Origin of the sequence: Actinokineospora spheciospongiae, assembly GCF_003182415.1 — a bacterium.
GTDB classification, from domain to species: domain Bacteria; phylum Actinomycetota; class Actinomycetes; order Mycobacteriales; family Pseudonocardiaceae; genus Actinokineospora; species Actinokineospora spheciospongiae.
Map to the genome: position 1 here is coordinate 755,969 of NZ_QHCP01000001.1, position 26,303 is coordinate 782,271.

A 26,303-nucleotide genomic window follows, 5' to 3' on the forward strand; every position below is an offset into this window, starting at 1 on the left:
GTGCTGCGACGACCACGGCCTGCGAGGATGGGTCATGACCGTGACAGCGACGGTCATGGACAGCGTGGACAGCGAGCGTGGGGCAACGGGGGTGGTCGTGGGCCGTGGCAGCGGGCGAATCATGTCCAGGAAGGCCCGGACGGGAATGGCGGCGATCTCGGCGGCCTTCCTCGCGTGGATGACCGTGGTCACGGTTCAGATAGCAACGGCACCGCGGGGAGGTGAGGAATCCCCGGAGCGGTTGCGCGCGGCGGTGGTCGACGCCCTCACCTCGGATGATGCGGGGCGGGTGCAAGCGCTCTTCCACGAGCGGACAGCGGGTTCGCACCACGCCGAGGCTCTGGTCGACCGGTGGGCGGGTGTCTCCGGGGTGGACGCGCGGATCGTGGAACGCGACCACCGGTACCTCCGGCTCTCCGCTCGGACCCCGTCGGGCGCGGAGTGCTTCGCCTGGCCGATCGGGGAGTCCGGAGGCCGCTGGTTCCTGGATGCGACGCCCGCGCCCGCGGACCTGTGCCGGGGATGAGGGCGCACCGGCAGCAGTCTCCGCCGAGGCCGGGTCGGGTGGCGGTACCAGGCGACTCCGGGACTCGCCAAGCGTGACGTCCATGCTGGTGGACTACTCCTTCCGGGTGGTCACACCATGTTCACGCGCCTGGCCGAGTTGACCTCTTCCGGGCGGTTGTCCCGCGTCGTAGCATCACCTCCGGTCGAATCCCGGCGGCACCATCGCATGGGGCGGAAGGTCCACTCACTCCGAGCACGAAGGTGTCAGCCGATGAGGTCGGTGGGTGTCGGGCGCGCGCTGCGCGGCGTGGTGTTGGCCATCGTGATCGCCACGGGGACCGCGACGGCGGCCGTGGCCCTGCCCCCGCCCACCGACAAGCCGGAGGCGGCGGAGGAACGCACCCCGCTCGCCGACGCCGCCAAGTCCCGGGCACCCGAGGTCCCCGACAGGACCTGGGAGGTGACCCCCGGTGGGGCGTTCAGCGACAAGATCCCGATCTCGGTCCCGGCCTTCCACGGGATCACCCCCGAGCTGTCGCTGGGCTACGAGTCCTCCGGCGGGAACGGCTGGGTGGGCGTCGGCTGGCGGGTGGACGGCGTCGGGGAGATCGAGCGGGCCGGGGCGGGGCGGGGAGCACCGCGCTACGACGCGACGGACGTGTTCGTGGTCGGTGGTGAGGAGTTGGTCCCCTGTGCCACGGGCAGCGCGAGCCCGAGCTGCACGACGGGTGGCACCCACTCCACGGAGAACGAGAGCTACGCCAGGTTCGCCCTGACCGGCACCGGGGCCGCCGGCCGGTGGACCGTGACGGCGAAGGACGGCACGCGACGGGTCTACGCGCCGGTCTACTCCGCGGGCACCGACCTGGTGTTCCGCTGGGGTCTGAGCCAGGTCGTCGACACCGTAGGCAACACCGTCACCTACACCTGGGGGAGCAGCCTGTTCGGCGGCGGCTGGGAGTACGTCGACTCGATCGCCTACAACGGCACCACCATCGCGTTCCGCTACGAGACCCGGCCCGACACCGAGCAGGCCGCCATCGGCAACGGCGCGCTGACCACCCTCCGGGGCCGGGTCAAGACCATCGACGTGAGCGTGGACGGCAACCGCCTGCGGACGTACCGGTTGGGCTACACCGTCAGCACCACCGGGCGGTCACTGCTGACCGGCGTGCAGCAGTTCGGCAAGGACGCCGTGCTGGACGACGCCGGAACCGTCACCGGCGGCACGAGCCTGCCCGCGCTGAGGAGCGCCTATTCCACCGCGACGACCGCGTTCGCCGCGGGCGCCAACGACACCAGCATGGGCTACAAGGCCGACTCCCGGTACCTGCCGATGGACATCAACGGCGACGGTCGGACCGACATGCTGGAGCTGTACCCGTCCTGGTCGTCCTACGAGCGGCACACCTGGCTCTCGAACGGGACCGGGTTCACCCTGGCGTCGAACGGGGTCGACGGCATCGGGCTCAGCACCGACACGCGCTTCCTCACCGGCGACGTCAACGGCGACGGCAAGTCCGACCTGATCGAGATCTTCCCCAACGGGTTCAGTTGGGGCAGGCGCCTGTACCTCTCCGACGGCACCGGCTTCGTCCGGCAGCCCGCCACGGGCAACTCCGCGGGCCGCTTCAGCGCGGACTCCCGCTTCTTCGCGATGGACGTCGACGGCGACGGCAGGTCCGACGTGGTCGAGCTGTACACCTGCGGGCTGTTCCCGGTGCACCTGTGCCGCGCCACCTCGTTGTCCACCGGCACCGGCTTCGCCCTCGCCTCCTCCAACGAGACCGGCATCGGCTCCGGCGCCGACCACCTGGTCCACCCCGCCGACGTCAACGGCGACGGCAGGCAGGACCTGGTCGAGCTGTACCCGGCGGGCCTCGGCGCGGGCGGCAGGCACATCTGGCTGTCGAACGGCACGGGTTTCGTCTCCGGCGCCATCGACACCGGCATGCAGTTCAGCACGCCTGCCGCCGACGGCACCGGCAGCCGGTTCCTGATGCTGGACGTCAACGCCGACGGCAAGACCGACATGGTCGAGCTGTACCCGTACTTCGCCATGTACACCCGCCGCACCTGGATCTCCACCGGCTACAGCTTCGTGCTGGCCGCCACCGACGGCGCCATGCCCTCGGCCGCGACCACCCGGCAACTCGTCGCCGACGTCAACGGCGACAAGCGCGACGACCTCATCGAGCTGTCGCCCTACGGGCTGTCCACCAAGCGGCGCATCTGGCTGTCCACCGGCGGCGGTTTCGCCGAGGGCGCGACCGACACCTCGATCGCGCAGTTCAGTTGCAGCAAGGGCAAGTGCACCAGCGAGTTCCTGGCGGTGGACGTCAACGGCGACGGTCTCGATGAGATGACCGAGCTGTACAACGCCAACTTCGGCGGGAGCAAGGGCCGCCGCGTCTGGGGGATCGGCGGGGCGGTGCCCGACCTGCTCACCTCCCGCACCAACGGCTGGGGCGGCACGACGAAGGTGGCCTACACCCCGTCGTCGGCGTGGCCGAACACCAACAACCCCACCCTGGTGCAGACCGCCTCGGCGGTGACCGTGGACGACGGCCGGGGCGGCGTGGCGACCACCGGCTACACGCACGCGGGCGGGGCCTACGACCGGGCCGAACGCCAGTTCCTGGGGTTCCGCCAGCAGCGGGAGACCCAGCCCTGCATCGCGGGGGAGACGACATGCCCCTCCACCGAGACGACCTTCCGCCAGGACCTGGGCGCGGCGGGCGCGGTGGAACGGGTGGACCGGCGCGCGGGTGACGGCGCGCTGCTGGCCTCGACAGTGCACGAGTACACCACCAACGGCACGACGGTGCCGAGGACGTCGTTGCCCACCGGCACCTGGCAGACCGCCCACGCGGGCGCGGCCTGCCCCGGCGCGGACTGCAAGCGCACCTATACGACCCGGCAGTACAACGCCTACGGCGAGGTCACTCGGCAGGTCGAGCACGGCGACAACGAGGCGGCAGGCGACGAGCGCACCACCACGACCGCGTTCGTGCCCAACACCGCCGCCTACATCGTCGACAAGCCCGCCGACGTGATCACGTACGAAGGCGTCGGCAGCGGCGGGGCCAAGCTCACCGAGACCCGCACCTCCTACGACGGCGCGGGCACCTGGAACCAGGCCCCGTCGGCCGGGCTGGAGACGAAGAGGGGGAAGTGGCTCTCCACCACCGGTTCGTTCGTCGAGACCGGCAAGGAGTACGACGCCCGGGGCAACCTCACCGCGGAGGTCAACGAGCTGGGCGCCCGCACCACCCTCGGCTACGACCCGGCCCACCGGTTCCAGACGTCGGAGACCAACGCCCTGTCCCAGCAGGTCACCGCCACCTGGGACGCGGGCTGCGGCGTGCCCACCCGGGTGACCGACCTCAACGGCCAGGCGACCACGGTGGCCTACGACGCGCTGTGCAGGCCGACCGAGAAGCTCGAACCCGGCGGCCGGTTCGAGCGCCGCCGGTGGGTCGACCTCGGCAACGCGGCGACGCAGCACGAGCAGGTCGAGCGGCCCGCGGCGGACGGCACGGGTGCCCCGCGGTGGAGCAGGCGCTACGTCGACGGGGCGCAGCGGCCGTGGCGCACCGTCGAGAAGGGACCGGACGCGGCCACCGGCGACATCCACGTGGACACCGCCTACAACGCGCGCGGGCAGGTCGCCTCGAAGACCGCCGCCTACTACTGGGTCGCAGGCCGGCCGCAGCCGACCACCCACCCCACGACCACCGACTACGACGCGCTCGACCGCCCGACCAGGGTGACCCTGCCCGGCGGTGCGACCCAGACCACGAGCTACGGCCCGTGGTCGAGGACCGACACCGACGAGAACGGCCACGCCACCACCGAACGGGTGGACGCCCACGGCAAGCGCGTCGCCAGCGAACAGGTGGTCGGCGGCGCCACCAGGACCGCGAACTACACCTTCGACCCGCGCGGCAACCTGATCCGCTCGACCGACCCGTCCGGCTACGTGATCAGCTACGACGTGGACTCCCTCGGCCGCACGACCAGGATGGTCGACCCGGACTCGGGCACCACCACCTACGAGTGGGACGCCGCCGGGCAGCTCACCGCCCAGACCGACGCCAAGGGCCAGCGCACGACCCTGCGCTACGACGCCCTCGGGCGCAAGACCGGCAAGACCACCAGGACCGGCACCCCGGGCGCCGTGACCGCGTCCTGGACCCACGACGAGGTCCGCGCGGGCTTCGCCAACATCGGCAAGGTCACCACCATGACCGACGGCGCCGGGACCAAGACCTCCGACCACGACGCCCTCGGCCGCGTGGTCAAGGGCGTGCGCACGATCGACGGCACCGGCTACACCTTCCGGTTCGGCTTCGACACCGCCGACCGACCGCTGTGGACCACCTACCCCGACGGCGACACGCAGGGCACCGCGGCCGACCCGCTGCGCTACGACGCCGCTGGGCGGCTGGTGTCCATCCCCGGCTACGTCACCTCGGCGCGCTACGACGCCGCGGGCGAGCTGATCCGGGTCGACAACGCCAACGGCACGGTCACCACCCGACCGCACGACCCGCGGCGCGGCTGGCTCACCGGCATCTCCACGACCGCGGGCGGCACGACGATCCAGGACACCACCTACACCCGCGACGCCAAGGGGAAGATCACCCGGGTGGACAGCCCGTTCCCGAACGAGCGCTGGACCTACGCCTACGACGAGGCGGGCCAGCTCACCACGGCGACCAACGGCGCCGTCGCGGCGCGCGGCCAGACCCTCGCCTACGACGGGATCGGCAACATCACCGCCAACGCCCGCGTCGGCGACTACTCCTACGACCCGGCGCACCCGCACGCGGTGACCACCGCGGGTGCGAACACCTACGCCTACGACGGGGCCGGTCTGATGACCTCGGGCGCCGGCCGCGAGCTGACCTGGGACGGGGACAACCTGCTGGCCTCGGTCACCCGGTCCGGGGTGACCACCACCCACACCTACGACGCCGAGGGCACCCGAATCCAGCAGTCGGACGGCACGGGCACCCACCGCCACCTGGGCGAGGGGTACGAGGTCGACGTCACCGCGGGCACCACGACCAAGTACGTCTCGATCGCGGGCGTCCTGGCGGCCCGCAAGGACGGGGCGAGCACGTACTGGGTGCACACCGACCAGCAGGGCTCGATCCAGGCCGAGACCGACGCGGCCGGGGCCGAGGTGCACCGCAAGGAGTACGCCGCCTTCGGCGAGATCACCGCCTCCGGCGGGTCGCTGGCCACCGAGCCGCGCGGCTTCACCGGCCAGCGCCAGGACGCCTCCGGGCTGGTCTACCTCAACGCCCGCTACTACGACCCGGTGCTCGGCCGCTTCATCTCGCCCAACCCGGTCGTCGACGGCGAGGACACCATCGGCCTCAACCGCTACGCCTACGCCGCGAACGACCCGGTGAACCACACCGACAAGAGCGGCCTCGACTGCCACGACGACTCCGGCGCCCCGTGCGACCAGGACAGGGTGGAGTTGGAGATCGACTACAACGACCAGGACAGCGGGGACTACTGCGGTCCGGCCTCGGTGCGCAACGCCCTGAGCGCGCTCGGGTACGACATCGACAACGTCTACACCGAGAACGCGCTGGCGTCGATGATGGACATCGTCGACCTCGCGCAGACCCCCACGGCCGAGTACACCACCAGGATGCTCAACCAGGCCACGGGGAGCAGCTTCTACGAAACCAAGTGGATTCCCGGCAGCATGGCCACCGACGCGGAGAAATCGCGGCTGCGCGCGGACGTCGTCTACGACATCGTCGAACGCAACCACCCGATCGTGGCCAACATCGCCGGCACCGGCAACGACATCTCCGACGACGAGAACAGCGCCCACACCTACAGCGGCGGGCACTACATCGCCGTCGTCGGGGCGACGCGCGGCGGCGATTACGTCAAGATCGCCGACTCCGCCTCCGCCAAGGAGACCTACTGGATGCGCACCGACAGCCTGGCCGACTGGATCGGCACGCGCGCCTACTCGGCGTGAGCGTCGCGGGTGCCACGCGGCCCCGGCCTGTTGCTACCGTCACCGGTTGTGGACGTTCGGGACATGGAGTTCTTGGTGGCGGTGGCGGAGACCCAGCACTTCGGGCGCGCCGCCGAGCGGTTGGGCGTGGGGCTGGAGGAGCTGACCCGGTGGTCCCGCGAGGTCGAACGGGAAACCGGGCTCGGGCTGTTCGAGCGGACCGTGCGGCGGGTGCGGCTGACCGAGACCGGCACCCGGCTCGAAGCGGGCGCGCTGGCGGCGCTCGCGGCGGTGCGCGGGGTGACCACGCTGGTGGAATCGTTGCGGCACGGGTGGTCCGGGTCGGTGGCGCTGGCCTACGTGCCGGGCTCGGCGCACCTGGTCCGGGGGCTGGTCGCGCGGGTGGAGCGGGACCGGGTGGGGTTGGAGGTGGAACCGCAGTCGATGTGGGGGGTGCGGGCGCTCGGGTCGCTGGGGCGCGGGGAGGTCTCGTTCGCCGTGGTGCGGGACCCGCTGCCGGAGGAGGGGGTGGAGTCGTTGGTTCTGGGGGCTTACCGGGATCGGCAGGTGGCTGTCGCTTCGCCCGGGCCGTTGGCGGGGCGGGAGCAGATCGGGCTGGCGGAGTTCGAGGGGCAGGGGTTCTTGCTGACCGAGCGGGAGGTGGGGCCTGCGGTGCACGACGCGACGGTGCGGTTCCTGGCCGAGCACGGGGTGGCTCCGGTGTGGCGGCACCACCGGTTGCAGGAGCAGGACCAGCAGTTGGCCCTGGTGGCCGCCGGGGTTGGTTCTGCTTTGGTGCATCCGCACGAGGATGAGGTCTTGCACCCGGGGGTGGCTGTGGTGCCGTTGCGGGAGCAGGGGCCTGAGCACCGGTTCCACCTGGTGTGGCGGGCTGATGACACCTCGCCGCTGGTCACTGCTGTGATCGCGGCTGCTGAGGCCATGACCACTGGGCGGCGGGCGGTGCAGCGCGGCTGATCGGTGTTGCTTGCTCCTTGGGAAAGCCCGGGATGTTGTGGGGATGCCCGGGTGGGTGGATTCGCTTGCTGTGTGGCGAGAATCGGGGATTTTGCGTGGGGTGCCCGGCTGGGTGGATTCGCCTGCTGTGTGTGAAGAACCGGGGATTTGTGTGGGGTGCCCGGCTGGGTGGATTCGCTTGGGTGGGGGCCCCTACGGCGATCATGTGCTCCAGCGTGTCAGGTGGGGCTGAAAAGATGCCCCACCGCCCGGAGAGGCTGTCACATGATCGCCACCCCCACCCAAGCGAATCCACCCACCCGGGCAGTTGCTCGTCGGGCCTGCGGTTGCGGGGGTGGTCGGCGGCTGCGCACGGTGGGGTTCCAGGTGGCCGGCCGCCGGGCGGCGGTCGTGGGGGTGGTCGGCGGCTGCGCCGCTGGGGTCCCGGGCGGCTGGCCGTTGGGCCGCCGGTATCGGGGGTGATCGTGGCGGCTGCGCGGGTGGTTGTCGGGTTTGGGGGTGGGCTCAGCCGAGGACGGCTGGTCTGCCGCCGAAGGGGATGCGGTCCGCTCCGCCCAGGACGATCTCGGTGTCGCTGCCGGTCAGGGGCTCGCCCACCAGTGCCCGCACTGTGGCGGCGGCCAGGCGCAGGGCGGGTTCGGCGGGCGGTTCGTCGGTGATGTCGAGGTGGTGCACGGCCAGTTCGACCGCCCAGGTGGCCAACAGGTCGCCGCTGGTGAGGACGTGGCCCTGGAACTCCACCGCCGTGTCGCCGAGTCGGTCGGCGGCGCGGGCCAGGCCCTCCAGGGTGGGGCGCAGGTGTCCGATCAGACCCGTGGGCCTGCGGTAGGCGGCGCTGATCCGGCGGGCGAACACCAGACCGTCGATCCCCTCGGCGTCGGGGTCGGTGGTGGGTGGGGTGGCCCGCCAGTAGTCGGCGGCGTCGGTGGTCGGTTCCGCACCGGTGGTGTGTTGCATTCCGAGCAGGAGTTCTTGGAGTCCCAGGTGGACGTGGGCGAGGACGTCGGCGACCACCCAACCGTGGCAGCGGCTGGGGTTGAGGGCGCGTTCGTCGGTCAGGGACTCGCACACGCGGTCGAAGGAGTCCAGTGCCGCCAGGAACGCCGTGAGTCCGTCAGCGTGGTCCACTCGCATTGCCCCACCCTGCCACGGGGTCCGGCTCCCGGCAGGGTGCCGGGAGCCGGACCGCTGGTGGGCGTCAGGGGTTGGGGCGGGCGCGGCGCCAGATCTCGCGGGAGGCCGGGATCGGGTACGGGCCGTCGGTGATCGGGGTGTTCCAGGTCCTGGTGTGCGGCTCGTCCAGGGTGAACTCGGGCCAGCCGGGGTCGCCGGTGGCGGCGAAGGTGGTCCACGACTCGCGCAGCGCCTCGGACAGGGGCTCGAAGTCCGGGGGGACCGGGGTGCCCAGCAGCAGGGCGCCGATCGGGGTGTTGCTGGTGCCGAAGGTGAACGGCACGTCGATGCTGTGGCAGGCGCCCAGGGTGGGGCCCGCCCAGGCGAAGTCGTAGAGCCAGGTGCGCCCGCCCGCCCTGGTGTGGGCCTCGGCGCTCCACGTGGTGGGCATCCGGAAGACCGCGTCGGACAGGATCACCTCGACCAGGGTGGCGTCGGGGAGGTCCGGGTAGGCGACGCGGTAGTCGGCGATGGCCTCGGCGGGCAGCCGCTGCGGGGCCGCCACGTCCTCCGGGCGCACGCCGGACATGTCGGTCAGCGCGGTGAACAGGCGGAACTCCTCGTGGGTGAAGCCGCAGACCAGGTCGACCTCGCGGCCCGCCCCGGTCTCCAGCACGTTCCACGGCCTGCCGGTGATCAGTTCGTGGTCGATGACCGGGCCGAAGGCGGTGATGCCCGCGACCTGCCCGCGCACCGGGACGTGCTGCACGGCCAGCAGCGCCTCCGGGGCCAGCGCGGCGAAGCCCTCGCGGGTGGCGGGCACGCCCAGCTCCGCCGCCAGCACGTCGGTGATCGCCCCGGCCTGCTCCAGGCTGCGGTAGCCCGTCGGGATGCTCTGGGCGATCGCCCGGCGGAACAGGCCCTTCGCCCGCGACGAACCCAGCAGCACGGCCACCGACCCGGCCCCGGCCGACTCGCCGAAGACCGTCACCAGGTCCGGGTCACCGCCGAACGCGGCGATCTCCGCGCGCACCCACTCCAGCGCCGCGAGCTGGTCCAGGTGCCCCCGGTTGGCCGGGGCGCCGGGCAGCACGCCGAAGCCCTCGAAGCCCAGGCGGTAGTTCATCGTCACGACCACCACGCCGTGTGCGGCCAGCCTCGACCCGTCGTAGGTCGGCAGCGCCGAGGAACCCTGCTGGTAGGCGCCGCCGTAGATCCACACCAGCACCGGCAGCCCGGAGCCGCCCGCGTCCGGCGCCCACACGTTGACCGACAGGTGGTCCAGCCCGTGCTCCGGCAGCCACGGCGACGGCATCCCCGGGGCGGGCGGAAGTTGCGGCGGGGACGCGGAGAACGCCACCGCGTCCCGGGTGCCTTCCCACGGCGCGGGCGGGGCGGGTGCGGCGAACCGCAGCGGGCCCTCCGGGGCGGCGGCGTACGGGATGCCCAGGAACCTGCTCACCCCGCCGTCGCTGACCCCGCGGACCGACCCCGCCGACGTGCGTACCACCCGATCCATGGCGTCCCCTTCGACGACTACTTCATGTTCGCCGCGAGCGTGCCCTGCTCGCCGAACAGCTCCGCGGACCATCGTCCCAGCAGTTCGGTGTTGTCGTTGTCCTCGGGGTGGAAACCGACCCGGTTGTAGTCCTTGACGCGGGCCACGACCTCCTTGCTCAGGAAGGGGGAGTGGCGCAGCGCGGCGATGCTCCGGAACAGCCGCTTCGGGTTGTAGGTGGCGCGGTCGGCCAGCATCGACAGCACCGTGTGCATGATGACGGCGAACAGGAAGCTGAACGTCATGAACCGCATGGTCTTGATCCGGCGCCGCTCCGAACCGCCCGCCGCCCGGTAGACGTCGAACGCCACCGACTTGTGCTCGGCCTCCTCGAAGGCGTGCCAGAGCAGCACCGAGCGCACCTCGCTGTCGCCGAGCATGGCCAGCGCGCGCTCGTCGGTCAGCAGCGTCTCGGCCAGCGCGGCGGTGTAGTGCTCCAGCGCGGCGGTCACGGCGAGGCAGGACAACGCGGGGAGCTTCTTCTCGTAGAGGCCCAGCCCCCGCTTCGCCGCCCGGTCCACCCGCCGCGTCGGGTAGCCCATCTCCTGGAGGCGGTCGTTGAGCGCCCGGTGCTCGCGGCCGTGGGTGACCTCCTGGCCGATGAACCCGGCCACCTGCGCCTTCAGCTCCGGGTCGGTGACCTGGTCGGAGAAGCGCCGCACCGACCGCACGAAGAAGTCCTCGCCCTCGGGGAACATCGCCGACAGCACCGCCACGATGTGGCTCATGACCAGGTCGCCCTGGACGTAGTGGCGGTCCACACCGGTCTTGAGGCCGGTCTTGTCGCCGTAGTCGAACCGGATGCGGCGCGGCTTGGGCAGGATGGGCATGGGGATCTCCTCGGGGGTCAAGCGGGGTCGAAGGCGACGATCTGCGGCATCGCCGAGACAATGATCTTGAGGAAGGCGCGCACCTCCGCGCCTCGGCCCGACCGGTCGCCGTCGGGCAGGGCGTTCAGCGCCAGGCCGCTGAACAGGGCGTGCACCGCGCGCAGCGCCTCACCCAGGAACGGCCGCCCGGCCAGCTCCGGGAAGAACTCGGCGAACACGTCCGCGCTGACCTCGGCGATCCGCTCCGGCACCGGGGCCATCACCTCGGCCAGCTCCCGGTTGTGCCGGGCGGCCACCATCAGCTCCAGCAGCACCAGGCCGCCGGTGTCGTCGTAGAACGACCACAGCACCGACAGCGCCTCGGCCGGGGTGCGGCGGTCCGGGGCCATGGCGGTGAACCGGTCCCGGAAGTCCTCGACCCGCCGCTCCAGCAGCCGCTGGGCCGCCGCGCTGACCAGGTCGGCCTTGGTGGGGAAGTGGTGCGCCAACGCCCCGCGCGAGACCCGGGCGCTGCGCACGATGTCGTTGGTGGACATCCGCCCGTAGCCCAGCTCGGCGACGCACTCGATGGTCGCGTCGATCAGCCGGGCGCGCATCGCCCCGGCCCGTTCGGCCTGCGACACCCGCGCCCGCTCCAGCGACGCCCGGCGGTGGTGGTGGCCCATGGCTCGACGGTAGACCCGGATCACACAAACAGGCAAGCCTGCCGGTTTGATTGACCGTGGTCGTGCCCAAGGTGGACCGTCCTCGGTTTGACCAGGTCAGACGCCTGCTTTGGCACTCGGGTGAGCGAATCCGGCCAGCGGTTCCCGGAGTGGTGGACCGGTCCTGTGAAGGTGCCTCACAAACTCCCGCGGATCTGGTAGGCCCGCTTCGGGTCCCGGTGGGCGGCGTCGAGGTGGTGGCGCAGGTCTGCCAGGGCGGCCTGGTAGTTCTCGCCGTGCACCTCGCCGTGGGCCTGGGCGGCTTCTCGCCACAGGGCGACCGAGCGGCGCAGGGCGGTGAGGGCTTCGGCCGGGCGGTCGAGGCGGTCCAGGCAGTGGGCGCAGGTGCGCAGGGCCGCCGCGAGCAGGCCGATCGTGGCGGTGGGGTTGGTGTCCATCAGCTCGCGGTGCACGGCGATGGATTCCTCGACCACCTTGAACGCCTCCACGTCCTCGTCGGTGGCGAGGAGGTGGGCGGCGAGGGCGTGCAGCCACGCGCCGAGGTGGGGCAGTGCCCGGGACCGGTTGTCCTCGGCCATTTCCCGGCCGTGTTCGACCGCCGCGCGCAGAGCGGCCACCGCGTCCCGGGGGCGTTCGGTGCGGCGCAGGCACTCGGCGCGGACGGTGAGGGCGGTGCCGAGGCCGCGCAGGTGGGCCCGGCGGTCCAGGGCGACCAGGACGCGGAAGTGGCCGAGCGCCTCGTCGACCACGGGCAGCGCTTCGCCGGGGCGGCCCGCCGCGCACAACCGGTCGGCGACCGCGAGCAGGGTGGTGGCCAGGTCGGGGATGCCGTTGGGAATGCCGTCGGGGAGGCGGCGGCGGTGCCGGAGGGCCTCCTCGACCGCGGTCAGCGCCTCGTCGGGGCGGCCCAGCTTGTCGAGGCGGTCGCTGAGGCTGGTCAGGACCGTCGCCAGGGCCTCCAGGTGGCCCGCGTCGTCCTGCCCGCGCAGGAGGGCCACCGCGGCGCGGCCGGTGTCGACGGCCTCGTCCGGTTTGCCCGCGAAGTCGAGGCTGACGCTGAGGCTGTCCAGGTCGCCCGCCAGGCGCAACCGGTCCTCCGGGGTCGCCGCCCGCCTGCCGGTGATCTCCGGCCGGGCCACCGCGACCGCCTCGTCGTAGCGGCCGAGGTGGCGCAGGCGGTCGACCAGGGTTGCCCGGACCCACCACAGCAGGGCGGCCGACCCGGGGACGTCCGCCCCGCGTTCGAGGACCCCGACCGCGTCCTGGGCGGCGGTGAGCGCCGCCTCGGGATCGCCCAGGTCGAGGAGGCAGTTGCTGATGGAGTTGAGCGAACCCGCCACGCCGAGCACGGTGTCGGCCCGCTCCCGCGCGCCCCGCCAGAGCGCCAGCGCCTTGCGGTGCGCCACGACGGCGGAGGTGGCGTTGCCGAGCACCCGCCACTGCGTCCCCACCACGTCCCACGCCCGCGCCGCGCTCGCCCGGTCGGTGTCCGCCCGCGCCAGCAGCCCGTGTATCCGGCGGACCGCGAGGGCGAGCCGCACCCGGGGGAACCCCGCCGGCGCCTCCTCGGCGGTCACGTCGACCGGGTGCGCGGACCCCCGCACGACGGCCGCCAGCGCGGAGTCCACCGCCGCGTCCTGCGACAGCAGGGTGAACACCGCGCGCAGAGCGGGACCGAGGAGGGCCTGGTTCGCGGTGAACGCGTGCGCCAGCAGCGGCAGGAACTCCGGGAACTCCTGGTAGGTCCTGGTGAGGGTGAGGAACACCGGGGTGGCGGAGTCCTCGGGCAGGCCGGTCACCGCCGGTTCGGTCAGGTGGCGGGCCAGCAGCCACGCCGCGACGAGCCGGGGGCGGATGTCCAACCGGTGGTCGGGACCCGGCGGGTGGCGCTGCCACGCCCAGTCGACGAGCGGGTACAGCTCGGCGGTGGGGCGGTCGGCGAACCGCGGTAGCGCCCGCAGCGCGATGACGGCGCGGTACTGGTCCGGGGCGGGCACCAGGGCCAGGGTCGCGACCGCCGCCAGCAGGTCCGGGTCGCCGACCGGCGCGCCGCGCCAGCGCGCCGTCTCCAGGGTCAGCAGCTCGGCGGCGACGTCGCGCGGGGTGGCCGAGCGCGGGTCGGACCGGTGCACCACGGCCAGCAACGCCCTGGCGTGCACCAGGAACACCGTGTCGCCGTCCGCGCCGACCGCGGCCGTGCCGAACGGCGGCAGCGCCCGGCCCAGCACCCCCGCGTACGCCCGCGCCGCGTCGGTGTACCAGCGAATCCGGTCGGTGGTGCCGCCGAAGGGCTTCAACACCAACGGGTCCGCGTCCAGCAGGTCCGCGAAACCCCGTGTGCGCAGGGAATCCCGCAGCCGCGGCGCGTCCCGGGCGATCAGCAGCACCCGCAGCGCCGCGGGCCCCCGCCGCACCGCCTCCAGCAGCGCGGGCAGGTCCGACCGCAGGTCCGCGTCGTCCACCAGCACCAGCGCCGGGCCGCGCACGACCTCCGCCAACCCCTCGACCCGGCGCAACCAGCCCGAGGACCACGCCCTCGGCAGCGCCTCGGCCACCGCCAGCGCCAACCGGCTCTTGCCGACCCCGGCGGGACCGCCGAGCACCCGCACCGCCGGACCACCGCCGACGCACCACTCGACGAGTTCGCGCCGCTCCCGCCTGCACCCCCAGAGCCGGGTCGCCGACCCCGGCGCGGTCAACACCCGCAGCGGCGAGGCCGGACCGTCCGGTCGCAACCGCTCCAGCACGCGTTCCCTGGCCGCGACCCGCCGGGCACCGCGCGCCCGCCGCCGCACCAGCCCAGCCGCCCCGACCAGTGCGGCCACCACCCCGCTCCCCACCACCACGCCCGCCGCGACCCAGTCCACACCCCACCTCCAGCGAGGTCGCGCCGCCCGTGGTCGTGGTACGGCCCGTCCACGGTCGCACACCCCCCGACCGTTCCCCAGCCTCCAGAAGAGCGGTCACCCCCGGCACTCTCCGCAGCAAACGGGAGGCCGGTCACCGGGGTCTGGTCACCCGTTCGGCCCGGTCCGCCGCCACGGGTGTGCTCCGGTTGGAATCGCCGCGTCCCCCGATTGCGCAAGCGGGCGGCGCGGGTGGGGTTCGGAGTTCCTGATCCAAGCCGCCCGTACTGGTTGGACTGGGCGCTCGGGGCAGGCGCGGCGCTGCGAGGGACGATGTCGAGCTACGAAATCAGTGGCGCCGCGCAGAACGTCGTCCAGGCGGACCGCGTCCTCGGCGGCGTGCACTTCCACCAGCACGCAGGTCCCGACCGGCCCGACCGGGTCGTCAGCGGCGCCCTGCCCGAGTCCCGCACCGGCTCCGCCGCACGTTCAACACCCGCGAGGACCCGGCCCTGCTCGTGTTCGACAACGTGACCGAGGCCGACGCGGTGCACCCGCACCTGCCCGCTGGGGGTGCGGTGCAGGTGGTCATCACCAGTCGGGCCGGGCATCGTTACGACGATGAACGTTGGCCTCGGCCAACAACCTCGCCATCGCGCTCCAGACCGACGGTCGGTCCGCGGAGGCGGTCGCCCTGAACGAGCAGGTGTGGCGGGCGCGGCGGAGGGTGTTGGGCGCCGACCACCCGCGAACGCGGTGCTGGAAGCAGCCGCAGCCGGTGCCTGCGGACTGCCCCGGGGCACGAGCTGCGCGAGGAGATCACCGAGCGGCTGGAACCACTGCGCTGACCAACCAGGTGGCCAGGTCGACGGTCTCATCAAGGCCGTGCGGGACACGGTTTAAGGTCCACTCACCCACCGCCCCGACCACCCGGGCGCGACCCGAGGCGCACCAGAAGGAAGGCAGTCCCATGCGGACCACCCGATCGGAGACCCCGGACGACACCGAGGCCATCCACGCCGTCAACGCCGCGGCCTTCCCGACCTCCGAGGAGGCCGACCTCGTCGACGCGCTGCGCGCCGACCCGCTGGCCTGGATCGACGGCCTGTCGATCGTGACCGAGACCGCCGACGGCGAGGTCGTCGGGCACGCCCTGCTCACCCGCTGCCACGTCGGCGACGCCCCGGCGCTCGCGCTGGCGCCGTGCGCCGTCCTGCCCGCCCACCAGCGCACGGGCGCCGGGTCCGCCGCCATCCGCACCGGCCTCGACGCCGCCCGCCGCCTCGGCGAGAACCTCGTCGTGGTCTTGGGCCACGCCGACTACTACCCGCGCTTCGGTTTCACCCCCGCCTCCCGGTTCGGCGTGCGCGCCCCGTTCGAGGTCCCCGACGACGCCTTCCTGGCACTGGCCCTCGACCCCACCCGCCCCACCCCGACCGGCGTGGTCCGCTACCCGGCGGCCTTCGGCGTCTAGCACGGCGCACCTCGTCGGCCGTACGGCCGGGGCGGGGCGGTCGAGGGCCGTTCGGACGCCGCCGTTGGACTGTCCGGTACCCGGGTTTGCGGCGCTTGTCCGAATCTCTCCGCCGGGGGCCGCCGCGCTGTTACGCGGCCGGTCCGCGACGCGATGGGCGGATCGACATCCGTGCCGCCGTTCGCGTTGCCGGTCAAGGAGACTGACGTGCGCCAGAGACGACGACTGCCCTCGGTCCTGCTGTCCGTCCTGGCGGTGGTCGCCTCGACGGTCACGGCCGTCAGCGCTCCCGCGCAGGCCGCACCGGCCCCCACCCCCGCAGCCGCAGCCGCTCCCGCCCGGGCCGCGGCACCCCAGGCCGACCCGCCGCCCGGCGCGGCGTCCTACGCCTACGACGCCGCGGGCAGGCTGGTGGGCGTCGTCGCCGCCGACGGGTCGATCGCGCGCTACACCTACGACGCCACGGGCAACGTCCTGTCCGTCGACCGGTTGGGCACCCCGGCGGTCGCCGTGCTGTCCGCCGTGCCGAGCCGGGTGCGGGCGGGGGACACGGTCACCCTGACCGGCAAGGGGTTCGCCACCACGACCTCGGCGAACACCGTCAAGGTCAACGGCACCACGGCCACCGTCAAGACCGCCGCCGCCGACAAGCTCACCATCACCGTGCCGACGGCCGCGACCAGCGGCGCGGTCACCGTCACCACCTCGGCGGGGACGGCGTCGCTGGCGGGTGTCACCGTTCTCGCCAACGACAAGCCGACGATCTCCGACTTCACCCCGAAGACCGCCGCGGTCGGCACCCCCGTCACGCTGACCGTCACCAACCCCGACCCCGAGTTCGCCAACAACCTGGTGCGGGTCAACGGCATCCTCGCCGCGGTCACCGCCCGCACCGCCACCACGCTCACGATCACCGTGCCGCCGGGCGTCGGCAGCGGCACCGTGCAGCTCAGCACCCCGGCGGGCACCGCCACCAGCACGGCCGTGCTGGTCGTGCCCCCGGGCGCGGCGACCCCGGCCACCCTCGACACCGCCGCCGCCATCCCGGTCGGCACCGCCACCCCGGTCCCGGTCGCGGCGGGCAAGTACGCCCTGCGCCACTTCGCCGCCGCCGACGGCGAGCGGTTCGCCGTCTCCCTCAGCGGTGGCACGTTCGGCTACTGCGGGCTGGACTCGTGGACCTACGACGAGCGCAACAAGCAGGTGGGCGCGGCGAACTGCGTCGGCACCGGCGGTTGGATCGAGCCCGGCCCGGCGACCGGCCCCGGCCTGCGCTCCCTGCTGCTGTACAACAACACCGGCTCGGCGGGCACCACCACCGTCACCGTCCACAAGGTCCCGAAGGACCTCGCCGCGGGCACCCAGCCGCTGACCGGCGCCGCCAAGGTCGTGACCATCGCCAGCCCCGGCCAGAACGCGTACACCACGTTCACCGGCGCGGTGGACCAGCGGGTGCTGATCCAGTCCAGCGCGGCGTCCCCGGCGTTCGGCTGCTGCGGGTTGGAGTGGTGGCTGGAGGCCCCGGACGGCACGCGGGTCGGCAGCACGTTCTACCCGAACTACACGATGAACACCACGACCCTCACCCAGGCTGGCACGTACAAGATCTGGATGAACCCCTCGGGCCCGAACGTCGGTTCGCTGACGTTCTCCGCCTGGACCGTGCCCGCCGACCTCAACGCCGGTGCGCAGCCGCTCAACGGCACGGCCAAGACCGTCAGCACCACCAACCCCGGCCGCAACGCCTACACCACGTTCTCCGGCACCGCGGGCCAGCGCGTGCTGATCCAGTCCAGCGGCGCCTCCCCGGCCTTCGGCTGCTGCGGCCTGACCTGGTGGCTGGCCGCCCCCGACGGCACCCGGGTCGGCAGCTCGCAGTACCCCAACTACACGCTCAACACGATCGCACTGCCGCAGACCGGCACCTACAAGGTGATCGTCGACCCGGACAACGCCCTGGTCGGCTCCCTGACCCTCACCGCGTGGAACGTCCCGGCCGACGCGGACGCGGGTGCGCTGCCGCTGACCGGCACGGCGAAGACCGTCACGATCGCCAACCCCGGTCAGAACGCGTTCACCACGTTCTCCGGCACCACGGGCCAACGGGTCCTCATCCAGTCCAGCGGCACGTCCCCGGCCTTCGGCTGCTGCGGCCTGAACTGGTGGTTGCAGGCGCCGGACGGCACGCGGGTGGGCGGCACGCAGTACCCGAACTACACGCTGAACACGACCACCCTGCCGCAAACGGGCACCTACAAGGTGATCGTCGACCCGGACAGCGCGTTGATCGGGTCGATCACGTTCACCGCCTGGAACGTCCCTGCCGACGCGGACGCGGGTGCGCTGCCGCTGACCGGCACGGCGAAGACCGTCACCATCGCCAACCCCGGTCAGAACGCCTTCACCACGTTCTCCGGAACCACGGGCCAGCGGGTGCTGATCCAGTCGAGCGCCACCTCACCCGAGTTCGGCTGCTGCGGGCTCACCTGGTGGTTGCAGGCGCCCGATGGCAGCCGCGTGGGTTCCACGCAGTACGCGAACTACACGCTGAACACGACCACCCTGCCGCAAACGGGCACCTACAAGGTGATCGTCGACCCGGACAGCGCCCTGGTCGGTTCCACCACCTTCACCGCCTGGAACGTGCCCGCCGACGCGGACACCGGCGCCCAGCCGCTCGACGGCACCGCCAAGACGCTCACCATCTCCACCCCCGGCCAGAACGCCTTCAGCACCTTCTCCGGCACGGCGAACCAGCGGGTGATCATCCAGTCGTCCGCCACCTCCCCGGTATTCGGGTGCTGTGGGTTGACCTGGTGGTTGCAGGCGCCTGACGGCAGCCGCGTGGGTTCCACCCAGTACGCGAACTACACGCTCAACACGACCACCCTGCCCCAGACCGGCACCTACAAGATCTGGGTCGACCCGGACAGCGCCCTGGTCGGCTCCACCACCCTGACCGCCTGGAACGTCCCCGCCGACCTGGACGCGGGTGCGCAGTCGCTCACCGGCACCGCCAAGACCGTCACCACCACCGACCCCGGCCGCAACGCCTTCACCACGTTCTCCGGCACGGCGAACCAGCGGGTCATCATCCAGTCGTCCGCCACGTCCCCGGTGTTCGGTTGCTGTGGGCTGACCTGGTGGTTGCAGGCCCCCGACGGCAGCCGCGTGGGCTCGACCCAGTACCCGAACTACACGCTCGACACCACGGTCCTGCCGCAGACCGGCACCTACAAGATCTGGGTGGACCCGGACAGCACGCTCGTCGGCTCCACCACCCTCACCGCCTGGAACGTCCCCGCCGACCTCGACGCGGGCGCCCTGCCGCTCACCGGCACGGCCAAGACCATCACCGTCACCAACCCCGGCCAGGACGCCTACTCCGGGTTCTCCGGCACGGCGGGCCAGCGGGTCGTCATCCAGTCCTCGGCCACGTCCGCCGCCTTCGGCTGCTGCGGGATGACCTGGTGGGTCACCGGCCCCGACGGCAGCCGGGTCGGCTCCACCCAGTACCCGAACTACACCCTCGACATCACCCTGCCCACCACCGGCGCCTACAAGCTGGTGATGGGTCCGGGGGCCGCGCTCGTGGGCGGCAGCACCTTCACCGCCACCGTCACCACCGCCCTCGCCGCCGTCCCGCCCGCCAACCCGCCGCCCGCGCCCAAGGCGACCCAGCCGGTCAGCCCGGTGGTGGCCGCGCAGGACGAGACCAAGCGCCTGGCCGCGCTCGACCGCACGCCCGCCCCGGTCGGTGCCCCGCCCACCCGCGAGGCCGTGGTCGACGCCGCCCCCGACTCGCCGAACGCCGCCACCCCGCTGCCCGACGGCGACCCGAGGACGTCCGCGGCCTGGAAGCCGGACGCGGGCAGCCTGGCGGGCCGCGACTGGCTGACCCGCCGCTCCGACCCCGGTCCGGTGGCCGACCTGGTGGCCGACAAGGGCGTCACCGCCGTCAGCGGCCACGTCCGCGGCCTCGACGGCACCCCGCTCGGCGGCATCCCCGTCCGGGTGGACAACGTCCGCACCACCACCGACGCCCAGGGCCGGTTCCTCGTCCGGGGGGTGCGCGCCAACGCCACGACGGTGATCGTCGACGGCCTCGCCGCGAAGACCGAACCCGCCCGCTACGGCACCTTCCGCATCCGCGCGAAGGTCGTCGAGGGCGCCACCACCGCGCTCGACGCCACGGTGTGGCTGCCGCGGCTGGACACCAAGCACACCCAGAAGCTCGACGCGCCGACCGCGCGGGACACCGTGCTGAGCACCCCGGACATCCCCGGGCTGGAGGTGCGCATCCCCGCCGGGTCGGTGGTGCGCGACATGGACGGCAACGTGGTGCGCGAGCTGGGCATCACCGCCATCCCGCTGGACCGGTCGCCGTACCCGCTGCCGCGCAACGGGATCGTGCCGGTGTACTTCACCGTGCAGCCGGGCGGGGCGTCGATCTTCCCGCAGGGCGCGAGCGTGGTGTACCCGAACTACACCGGGCTGCCCGCCGGGTCCGATGTGGACTTCTGGAACTACGACCCGCTGGACAAGGGCTGGTACGTCTACGGCCACGGCAAGGTCAGCGCCGACGCCCGCCAGGTCGTGCCCGACGACAAGACCCGGCTGTGGACCCTCGACGGGGCCATGTTCAACACCGGCGGCAACCCCAAGCCGGACAAGCCGTGGTGGCAGGACCTGCTCGACAAGCTCTCCGGCGACCCGGTGGACCTGTCCACCGGCCTGCTCACCGACACCCACACCGACCTCGGCCTCAACGACACCCTGCCCATCTCGGTCAACCGCCAGTACTGGCAGGGCGACAACCACAGCCGCGAGTTCGGCCTCAACTCCGGCTCCGACTTCAACCTGTTCCTGGCCTCCGAGCAGCAGTACCAGGAGGTCGACGTCTACACCCCCGGCGGCGGGCGGGCGCACTACACCCGCACCTCTCCCGGCACCGGGTACACCGACGCCGTCTTCGGCGCCGTCGGCTCACCCGGCAGGTTCACCGGCTCCACCATCGCCCAGGTCAACGGTGACTGGGTGCTGTCCCTGCGCGACGGCACCAAGTACTTCTTCCCCTGGTACGCCCGCGCCCGCGCCATGCAGGACCGCAACGGCAACCAGATCACCTTCGTGCGCAACGGCGGCAGCAACGGCGAGGTCTCGCAGATCCTCTCGCCCAGCGGCCGGTGGATCGCCTTCGACTACGACTCCTCGGCCCGCGTCACCCGCGCCTACGACAACATCGGCCGCCAGGTCCTCTACACCTACGACACCGCGGGCCGCCTGGCCACGGTGACCGACGTGGCGGGCAAGGTCTCCAGCTACACCTACGACTCCGCCAACCGCATCACCCGGATGACCGACGCGCGCGGCGTGGCCTACCTCGACGTCGTCTACGACGCCAACGGCCGGGTGCAGCGGCAGAACCTCGCCGACGGCGGCAGCTACCAGTTCGCCTACACCCTCGACGCGGCGAACGAGGTCACCGAGACCAGGGTGACCCAGCCCAACGGCTCGGTCCGGCGCGTCACCTTCGACGCCAACCACATGGTCGCCTCCGACACGACCGCGTTCGGCACATCGCTGGCCCGCACCACCACCTACGTTCGCGGCCCCGACAACCGCATCGATGCCGTCGTCGACCCCTACAACCGGCGCACCAATTACACCTACGACGCCCAGCAGCGGCCCACCGCGATCACCGCCCTGGTGGGCACCGCCGACCAGTACGTGACCGGGCAGGTCACCTACGGCCCGTTCGACCAGCCGCTGACCACGACCGACGCGGCGGGCAAGACCACCACCTACACCTACGACGCCAAGGGCAACCCGCTCACCGTCACCGACCCGCTGGGCCGCAAGTCCACCATGACCTGGACCTCGGCGGGCCGGGCGGCGACGGTCACCACCCCCGGCGGCGCCGTCACCACCATCACCCACGAGGCCGGGGCACCGGTCTCGGTCAAGGACCCGCTGGGCCGCGTCTCGACGATGTTCGTCGACGCCGCGGGCAGGCCGGTGAAGGAGACCGACCCGCTCGGCGCCTCGACGCTCACCCAGTACGACGCGCAGAACCAGCCGATCGCCATCACCGACCCGAACGGGGGCGTCAGCCGCTACGCCTACGACGCGGGCGGCAACATCACCACCTTCACCGACCAGCGCGGCAAGGTCACCCGCTGGGCCTACGACGGCCAGGACCGGGCCACCTCCACCACCGACCCGCTCAACCGCGGCGCCACCACCACCTACGACGCCGCGGGCCGACCCACCGCGTCGGTGAGCCGCGCGGGCCTGCGCACCGAGACCACCTACGACGCCCTCGACCGCCCGACCAAGACCCGGTTCGGGGTGACCAGCGCGACCGCGCAGCAGTCGCAGGTCACCTACACCTACGACGCCCTCGACCGGCTCACCGCGCTGACCGACAGCGCGGGCGGCACCACCACCCACACCTTCGACGCCCGCGACCGCCTGGTCAGCACCACCGGCCCCAACGGCACCGTCGGCCACGGCTACGACGCCGTCGACCGGCACACCACGACCACCCTGCCGGGCCTGCCCACCACGACCTACAGCTACGACGCGGCGGGCTGGTTCACCGGGGTCACCCGCGGCACCGAGTCGGTGACCGTCGCCCGCGACACCACGGGCAGGCCGACCACCGTCACCCTGCCCGGCGGCTGGACCCAGACCTACACCCACGACGCCGCCAACCAGGTCACCGGCATCGCCTACGCCCAGGGCGGCACCGCCAAGGGCGCCATCGGCTACGCCTACGACCCCACCGGCAGGCTCGCCGCGGTCACCGGCACCCTCGCCAGGACCACCCTGCCCACCGCCCGCACCGCGCAGACCTACAACGACGCCAACCAGCTCGTCGCCGCGGGCGTCACCTACGACAACGACGGCAACCTCACCTCCGACGGCACCACCACCTACACCTGGAACGCCCGCGGCGAGCTGACCGGGACAAGCAAGACCGGCCTCACCGGGACCTACTCCTACGACGCGGCGGGCAACCGCAGCGCCCGCACGGTCGGCGGTGTCACCACCAGGTTCCTCTACGACGGGGCGAACGCCGCCGCCGAACTCGACGGCACCGGCGCGCTGTCGGCGAGCCTGCTGTCCGGGGGAGTGGACCAGTGGTTCGCCCGCACCAAGGCCGGGACCACCGACACCACCCTCACCGACGCCCTCGGCTCCCCGATCGCCCTCGGCCGCGCCGACGGCACCACCGCGGCCGACCTGGCCACCGACCCGTTCGGCGTGCCGACGACCACCGGCGACAAGCGCGGGTCCGACCTCGGCTTCACCGGCCGCCAGGACGACGGCACCGGGCTGATGCAGTACCGCGGCCGCTACTACAGCCCCGGCACGCAGCGGTTCGTCTCCGAGGACCCGATCGGCATCCAGGGCGGCACCAACCTCTACGCCTACGTGGAGAACTCGCCCACCAACTACACCGACCCCTCCGGCAACAACCCCATCGTGGTCGGCTGCCTGGTCGGCGCCGCCTCCGGTGCCGCGATGGACTACCTCGGGCAGCGCCTCTCCGGCCGCAAGGTCGACTGGGGCTGGGGCGGTGTCGGCGGTTCCGCGGCGGCGGGCTGCGCGGTGGGCGCCCTCGGCGGCTGGCTCGGCTCGGCGGGCAAGTCCTTCCCGGGGATCAAACCCGGCTCCTCCGGCGGCCCCACCGCGGGCAAGCGGTTCCCGGAAAGCGTGCGGCAGCAGGCACTCAAGGAGAACCCGAGCACCTGTGTGTATTGTCGGATGGAGACCAAGACCCCGCAGGTCGACCACGCGATCCCCCGGGTGAAGGGCGGCGACGCCACCCTGCCGAACGCGCAGACGACCTGCCCGCACTGCAACGCGTCGAAGGGCTCCGGGACCGTGCCGAAGACACCGCCTGCGGGCTACCGCGGCAGTTGGCCGCCGAGCTGGTGGCCGCGGTGACCCAGGACGCCGTGCACCCAGAACCGGTGTGGCGGGAGCGCTCCGACTTCATCATCGGAGCGCCCCTGCCGGAACCCGGCCGCAGCGAGCAGTTGTGGGCCCGCAGGCTCGGCGAGCACCGGTTCGAGGTGTGCTGCGTCCCGTTCTTCCTCTACGACGTGGCCCTCGGCGACGTCGTCACCACCGACGCCGCCTACGACCTGGTCGAGGTGCGGGTGCGCTCCGGCCGCTCGGTCCTGCGCGCCTGGTTCGGCGAGTCCCCGCTCGGCAGGGCCGAACGCGACGCGGTCGCCGCCGACCTGGCCGCCGCGGGCGGCCTGCTGGAGTGGTCCTCGCCCAACCTGCTCGCCGTGGACGCCGCCGACGCGGCGGTGGCCGACGCGGTCACCGCCCGGCTGACCGCCCGGGAGGACCGGGGCCACCTGGTGTTCGAGGTCGGCAGCCGCCCCGGCGGCAGCTCCGGATGAGCCCGCTGACCCGGCGGGAACTGCTGGGCCGCGCGGCCGGACTCGCCGCCCTGGCCTGCCTCGCCGCCTGCGCCGACCCCGGTGCACCCCCGGACCGGTCCGGGTTGCACCCCGCGCTGCGCACCCCGCGCCCGGCGGGCGCCATCGCCTTCCTCGGCGCGGCCCCCGCCGCCCGCGAGGCGCTGCTGGCCGCCCGGGCCCCGGACGTCATGGTCGGCCTCGGCGCCACCCTGGCCCCCGAGGCGGGCCGGATGCCGGACTTCCCCGGTGAGGTCCTGCTCCCCGAACGCACCCACCCGGACGCCTTCGTCCAGGTGGAGGGCGACGACCAGGCCGAGTGCTCCCGCCGCCTCGACGACGTCCTCGCCGACCTCCCCGGCCTCGCGGTCCGCTGGCGCACCCCCGTCCGCCGCGACGTCGTGGACGCGGCGGGCAGCAAACCGTTGCAGCGCAACCCCTTCGGCTTCGTCGAAGGCCAGACCAACACCGCCGACGCGATCCTCTTGCCCTCCGGCGCGAGCCTCGTCGCCGTCCGGGTCATCCGCATGGCCCACCAACTCTGGGACGCCGACCCCCCGGAAACCCAGCGCCGCGTCCTCGGCCGCCACCCCGACGGCACCTGGCTCGACGGCACACCCCCACTGGGCACCCCCGACTTCGGCGCCGACCCCGACGGCGCCACCACCCCGCTGGACTCCCACGTGCGCACCATGAACCCGCGCACCCCCGGCACCCCGGCCCCGAGGATGCTCCGCCGCTCCTGGATCTACGAGGGCACCCCGGCGGGCGCTCCCCGCGACGACGGGGTCGTGTTCATGGCCTTCCAGGACGACTTCGCCACGGGGTTCGCCCTCGCCCAGCAGCGCCTGACCGCCGACGCCCTGCACCCGTACCTGCTCGCGGTGGGCGGCGGGTACTTCGTGGTCCCGGCCTGAGTGTGGTCCCGGCCCGGGGACTGTACGGTCTCCGCATGTCGGAACCGCCCCACCCGCCGCGCAGGCCCCACCCGGACCAGTGGCGCGAGCAGGGACACCCCGCGCAGCCCCACCGCGACCGGTACCGCGAACCCGGGCACCCGGACCCCGGGTACGGAGGCGGCAGCCACCAGGAACACGGGTACCAGGCCCACGGGTACCAGGAACACGGGTACCAGGACCACGGTCACCGGGACCGGTCGGGTGTCGGGTACCAGGACGGCGGCCACCAGCCCGCGGGCCACCGCCCGCGGCCCCGCGCCCAACGGCCGCCCGGCCCGCGACCCGAGCGGCCGCAGCGGTCCGAATCGGGCGGCGGCTTCCGCATCCCCGGCCTCGGCGTGGTGCTGGCGCTCCTCGGCACCCTGGTCCAGGTCGTCAGCCTCACCCTGCTGCCCTGGCTCACCGGCGCGGGCGGCGACTCCGCCTCCCTGATCGACCTGTGGAGAACCGTCTCCGCCGACGGCGGCCCCAAGGACTTCGGCGACTGGTACGTCCTGCTGTTCAGCTACCCGCTGGTCGTGCTCGGCGTGCTGCTGGCCTTCTCCGCTGTGCTGGAGTCGGTGGCGATGAAGGTCGTCTGGGGTGGGCTCGCCCTCCTCGGACTCGGGTACGTGGCACTGCGCTTCGGGCTGGGGCCGTTCACCGGGCTGTTCGGCGTCGAGCAGGGGTTCAGCGCCGAGCAGTTGGCGATCGGGGCGGGCGCGCTCGTGCTGGCGGTCGGCGTGGCGTTCGCGTTGAAGACGGCGATCAGCATGTTCCGCCGCATCGCCGGGGTGGTCCTGCTTGCGCTGTCCGGGGTGCACGTGTCCGCCGTGGTCGACCTGGCGAAGGGCGTCGACCTCGCCGACCTCAGCCTGGGCGCGTTCGGCCCCACCGTCGGCTACCTGCTCATCGGCATCGCCGCACTGGTCGGCCCCCGCCGGTTCGCCTGATCGGCACG

The 26,303-nt window shown here is 72.9% G+C and carries 14 protein-coding genes and 1 pseudogene; 10 read left to right on the forward strand and 5 right to left on the reverse strand.

Annotated features, from left to right (window positions below):
- The first annotated feature begins 34 nt into the window (after positions 1-34).
- The 3 genes from DFQ13_RS03105 (at position 35) to DFQ13_RS03115 (ending at position 7,477) form a co-directional block, all read left to right on the forward strand.
- Positions 35-526: a hypothetical protein gene (locus DFQ13_RS03105; RefSeq protein WP_110078704.1), complete on the forward strand. Its 492-nt coding sequence runs from the start codon at positions 35-37 to the stop codon at positions 524-526.
- Positions 527-778: 252 nt separating this feature from the next.
- Positions 779-6,520 (forward strand): RHS repeat-associated core domain-containing protein, encoded by a 5,742-nt coding sequence (locus DFQ13_RS03110; RefSeq protein WP_181399808.1) that lies wholly within the window; start codon positions 779-781, stop codon positions 6,518-6,520.
- 63 nt (positions 6,521-6,583) lie between these two features.
- Positions 6,584-7,477, forward strand: coding sequence for a LysR family transcriptional regulator (locus DFQ13_RS03115; protein ID WP_110078706.1), 894 nt, complete (start codon positions 6,584-6,586; stop codon positions 7,475-7,477).
- Between the two features lie 504 nt (positions 7,478-7,981).
- On the opposite strand, the gene DFQ13_RS03120 is transcribed toward DFQ13_RS03115, so the two are convergent.
- The 5 genes from DFQ13_RS03120 to DFQ13_RS33540 all read right to left on the reverse strand — a co-directional run bounded on the left by DFQ13_RS03120 (position 7,982) and on the right by DFQ13_RS33540 (position 14,510).
- Positions 7,982-8,605 (reverse strand): maleylpyruvate isomerase N-terminal domain-containing protein, encoded by a 624-nt coding sequence (locus tag DFQ13_RS03120; RefSeq protein WP_181399809.1) that lies wholly within the window; start codon positions 8,603-8,605, stop codon positions 7,982-7,984.
- A 70-nt stretch (positions 8,606-8,675) separates the two neighbouring features.
- The gene (locus DFQ13_RS03125; RefSeq protein WP_110078708.1) at positions 8,676-10,109 is read right to left on the reverse strand and encodes a carboxylesterase/lipase family protein; all 1,434 of its coding nucleotides are present in this window, start codon (positions 10,107-10,109) and stop codon (positions 8,676-8,678) included.
- A 17-nt stretch (positions 10,110-10,126) separates the two neighbouring features.
- Positions 10,127-10,978, reverse strand: coding sequence for a metal-dependent hydrolase (locus tag DFQ13_RS03130; RefSeq protein WP_110078709.1), 852 nt, complete (start codon positions 10,976-10,978; stop codon positions 10,127-10,129).
- A 17-nt stretch (positions 10,979-10,995) separates the two neighbouring features.
- Complete coding sequence (locus DFQ13_RS03135) at positions 10,996-11,643, reverse strand: TetR/AcrR family transcriptional regulator (protein ID WP_052021063.1); 648 nt, start codon at positions 11,641-11,643, stop codon at positions 10,996-10,998.
- 176 nt (positions 11,644-11,819) lie between these two features.
- Positions 11,820-14,510, reverse strand: a complete 2,691-nt coding sequence (locus DFQ13_RS33540) for a tetratricopeptide repeat protein (protein WP_181399810.1) — start codon at positions 14,508-14,510, stop codon at positions 11,820-11,822.
- A gap of 312 nt (positions 14,511-14,822) precedes the next feature.
- Here DFQ13_RS33540 and DFQ13_RS33545 point away from each other — a divergent pair, with 312 nt between their 5' ends.
- The 7 genes and pseudogenes from DFQ13_RS33545 to DFQ13_RS03160 all read left to right on the forward strand — a co-directional run bounded on the left by DFQ13_RS33545 (position 14,823) and on the right by DFQ13_RS03160 (position 26,295).
- Positions 14,823-15,023 carry a hypothetical protein gene (locus DFQ13_RS33545; protein WP_161784452.1) on the forward strand — a complete coding sequence of 67 codons (201 nt, stop codon included), beginning with the start codon at positions 14,823-14,825 and terminating at the stop codon, positions 15,021-15,023.
- 94 nt (positions 15,024-15,117) lie between these two features.
- Positions 15,118-15,225: pseudogene (locus tag DFQ13_RS35890) on the forward strand (tetratricopeptide repeat protein); the annotation flags it as partial.
- Between the two features lie 234 nt (positions 15,226-15,459).
- A complete protein-coding gene (locus DFQ13_RS34690; protein WP_035281754.1) occupies positions 15,460-15,963 on the forward strand; it encodes a GNAT family N-acetyltransferase in 504 nt (167 codons plus the stop codon).
- A 207-nt stretch (positions 15,964-16,170) separates the two neighbouring features.
- Entirely contained in the window at positions 16,171-23,919 is a 7,749-nt protein-coding gene (locus DFQ13_RS03145; protein WP_181399811.1) for an RHS repeat-associated core domain-containing protein, read from the forward strand.
- Entirely contained in the window at positions 23,916-24,386 is a 471-nt protein-coding gene (locus tag DFQ13_RS03150) for a DUF4265 domain-containing protein (RefSeq protein ID WP_200873367.1), read from the forward strand. Before DFQ13_RS03145 ends, DFQ13_RS03150 begins: the two co-directional genes overlap by 4 nt.
- Positions 24,383-25,321, forward strand: a complete 939-nt coding sequence (locus DFQ13_RS03155; protein ID WP_110078711.1) for a Dyp-type peroxidase — start codon at positions 24,383-24,385, stop codon at positions 25,319-25,321. Before DFQ13_RS03150 ends, DFQ13_RS03155 begins: the two co-directional genes overlap by 4 nt.
- Before the next feature lie 35 nt (positions 25,322-25,356).
- Positions 25,357-26,295, forward strand: coding sequence for a hypothetical protein (locus DFQ13_RS03160; protein ID WP_146241065.1), 939 nt, complete (start codon positions 25,357-25,359; stop codon positions 26,293-26,295).
- Positions 26,296-26,303: the final 8 nt, after the last annotated feature.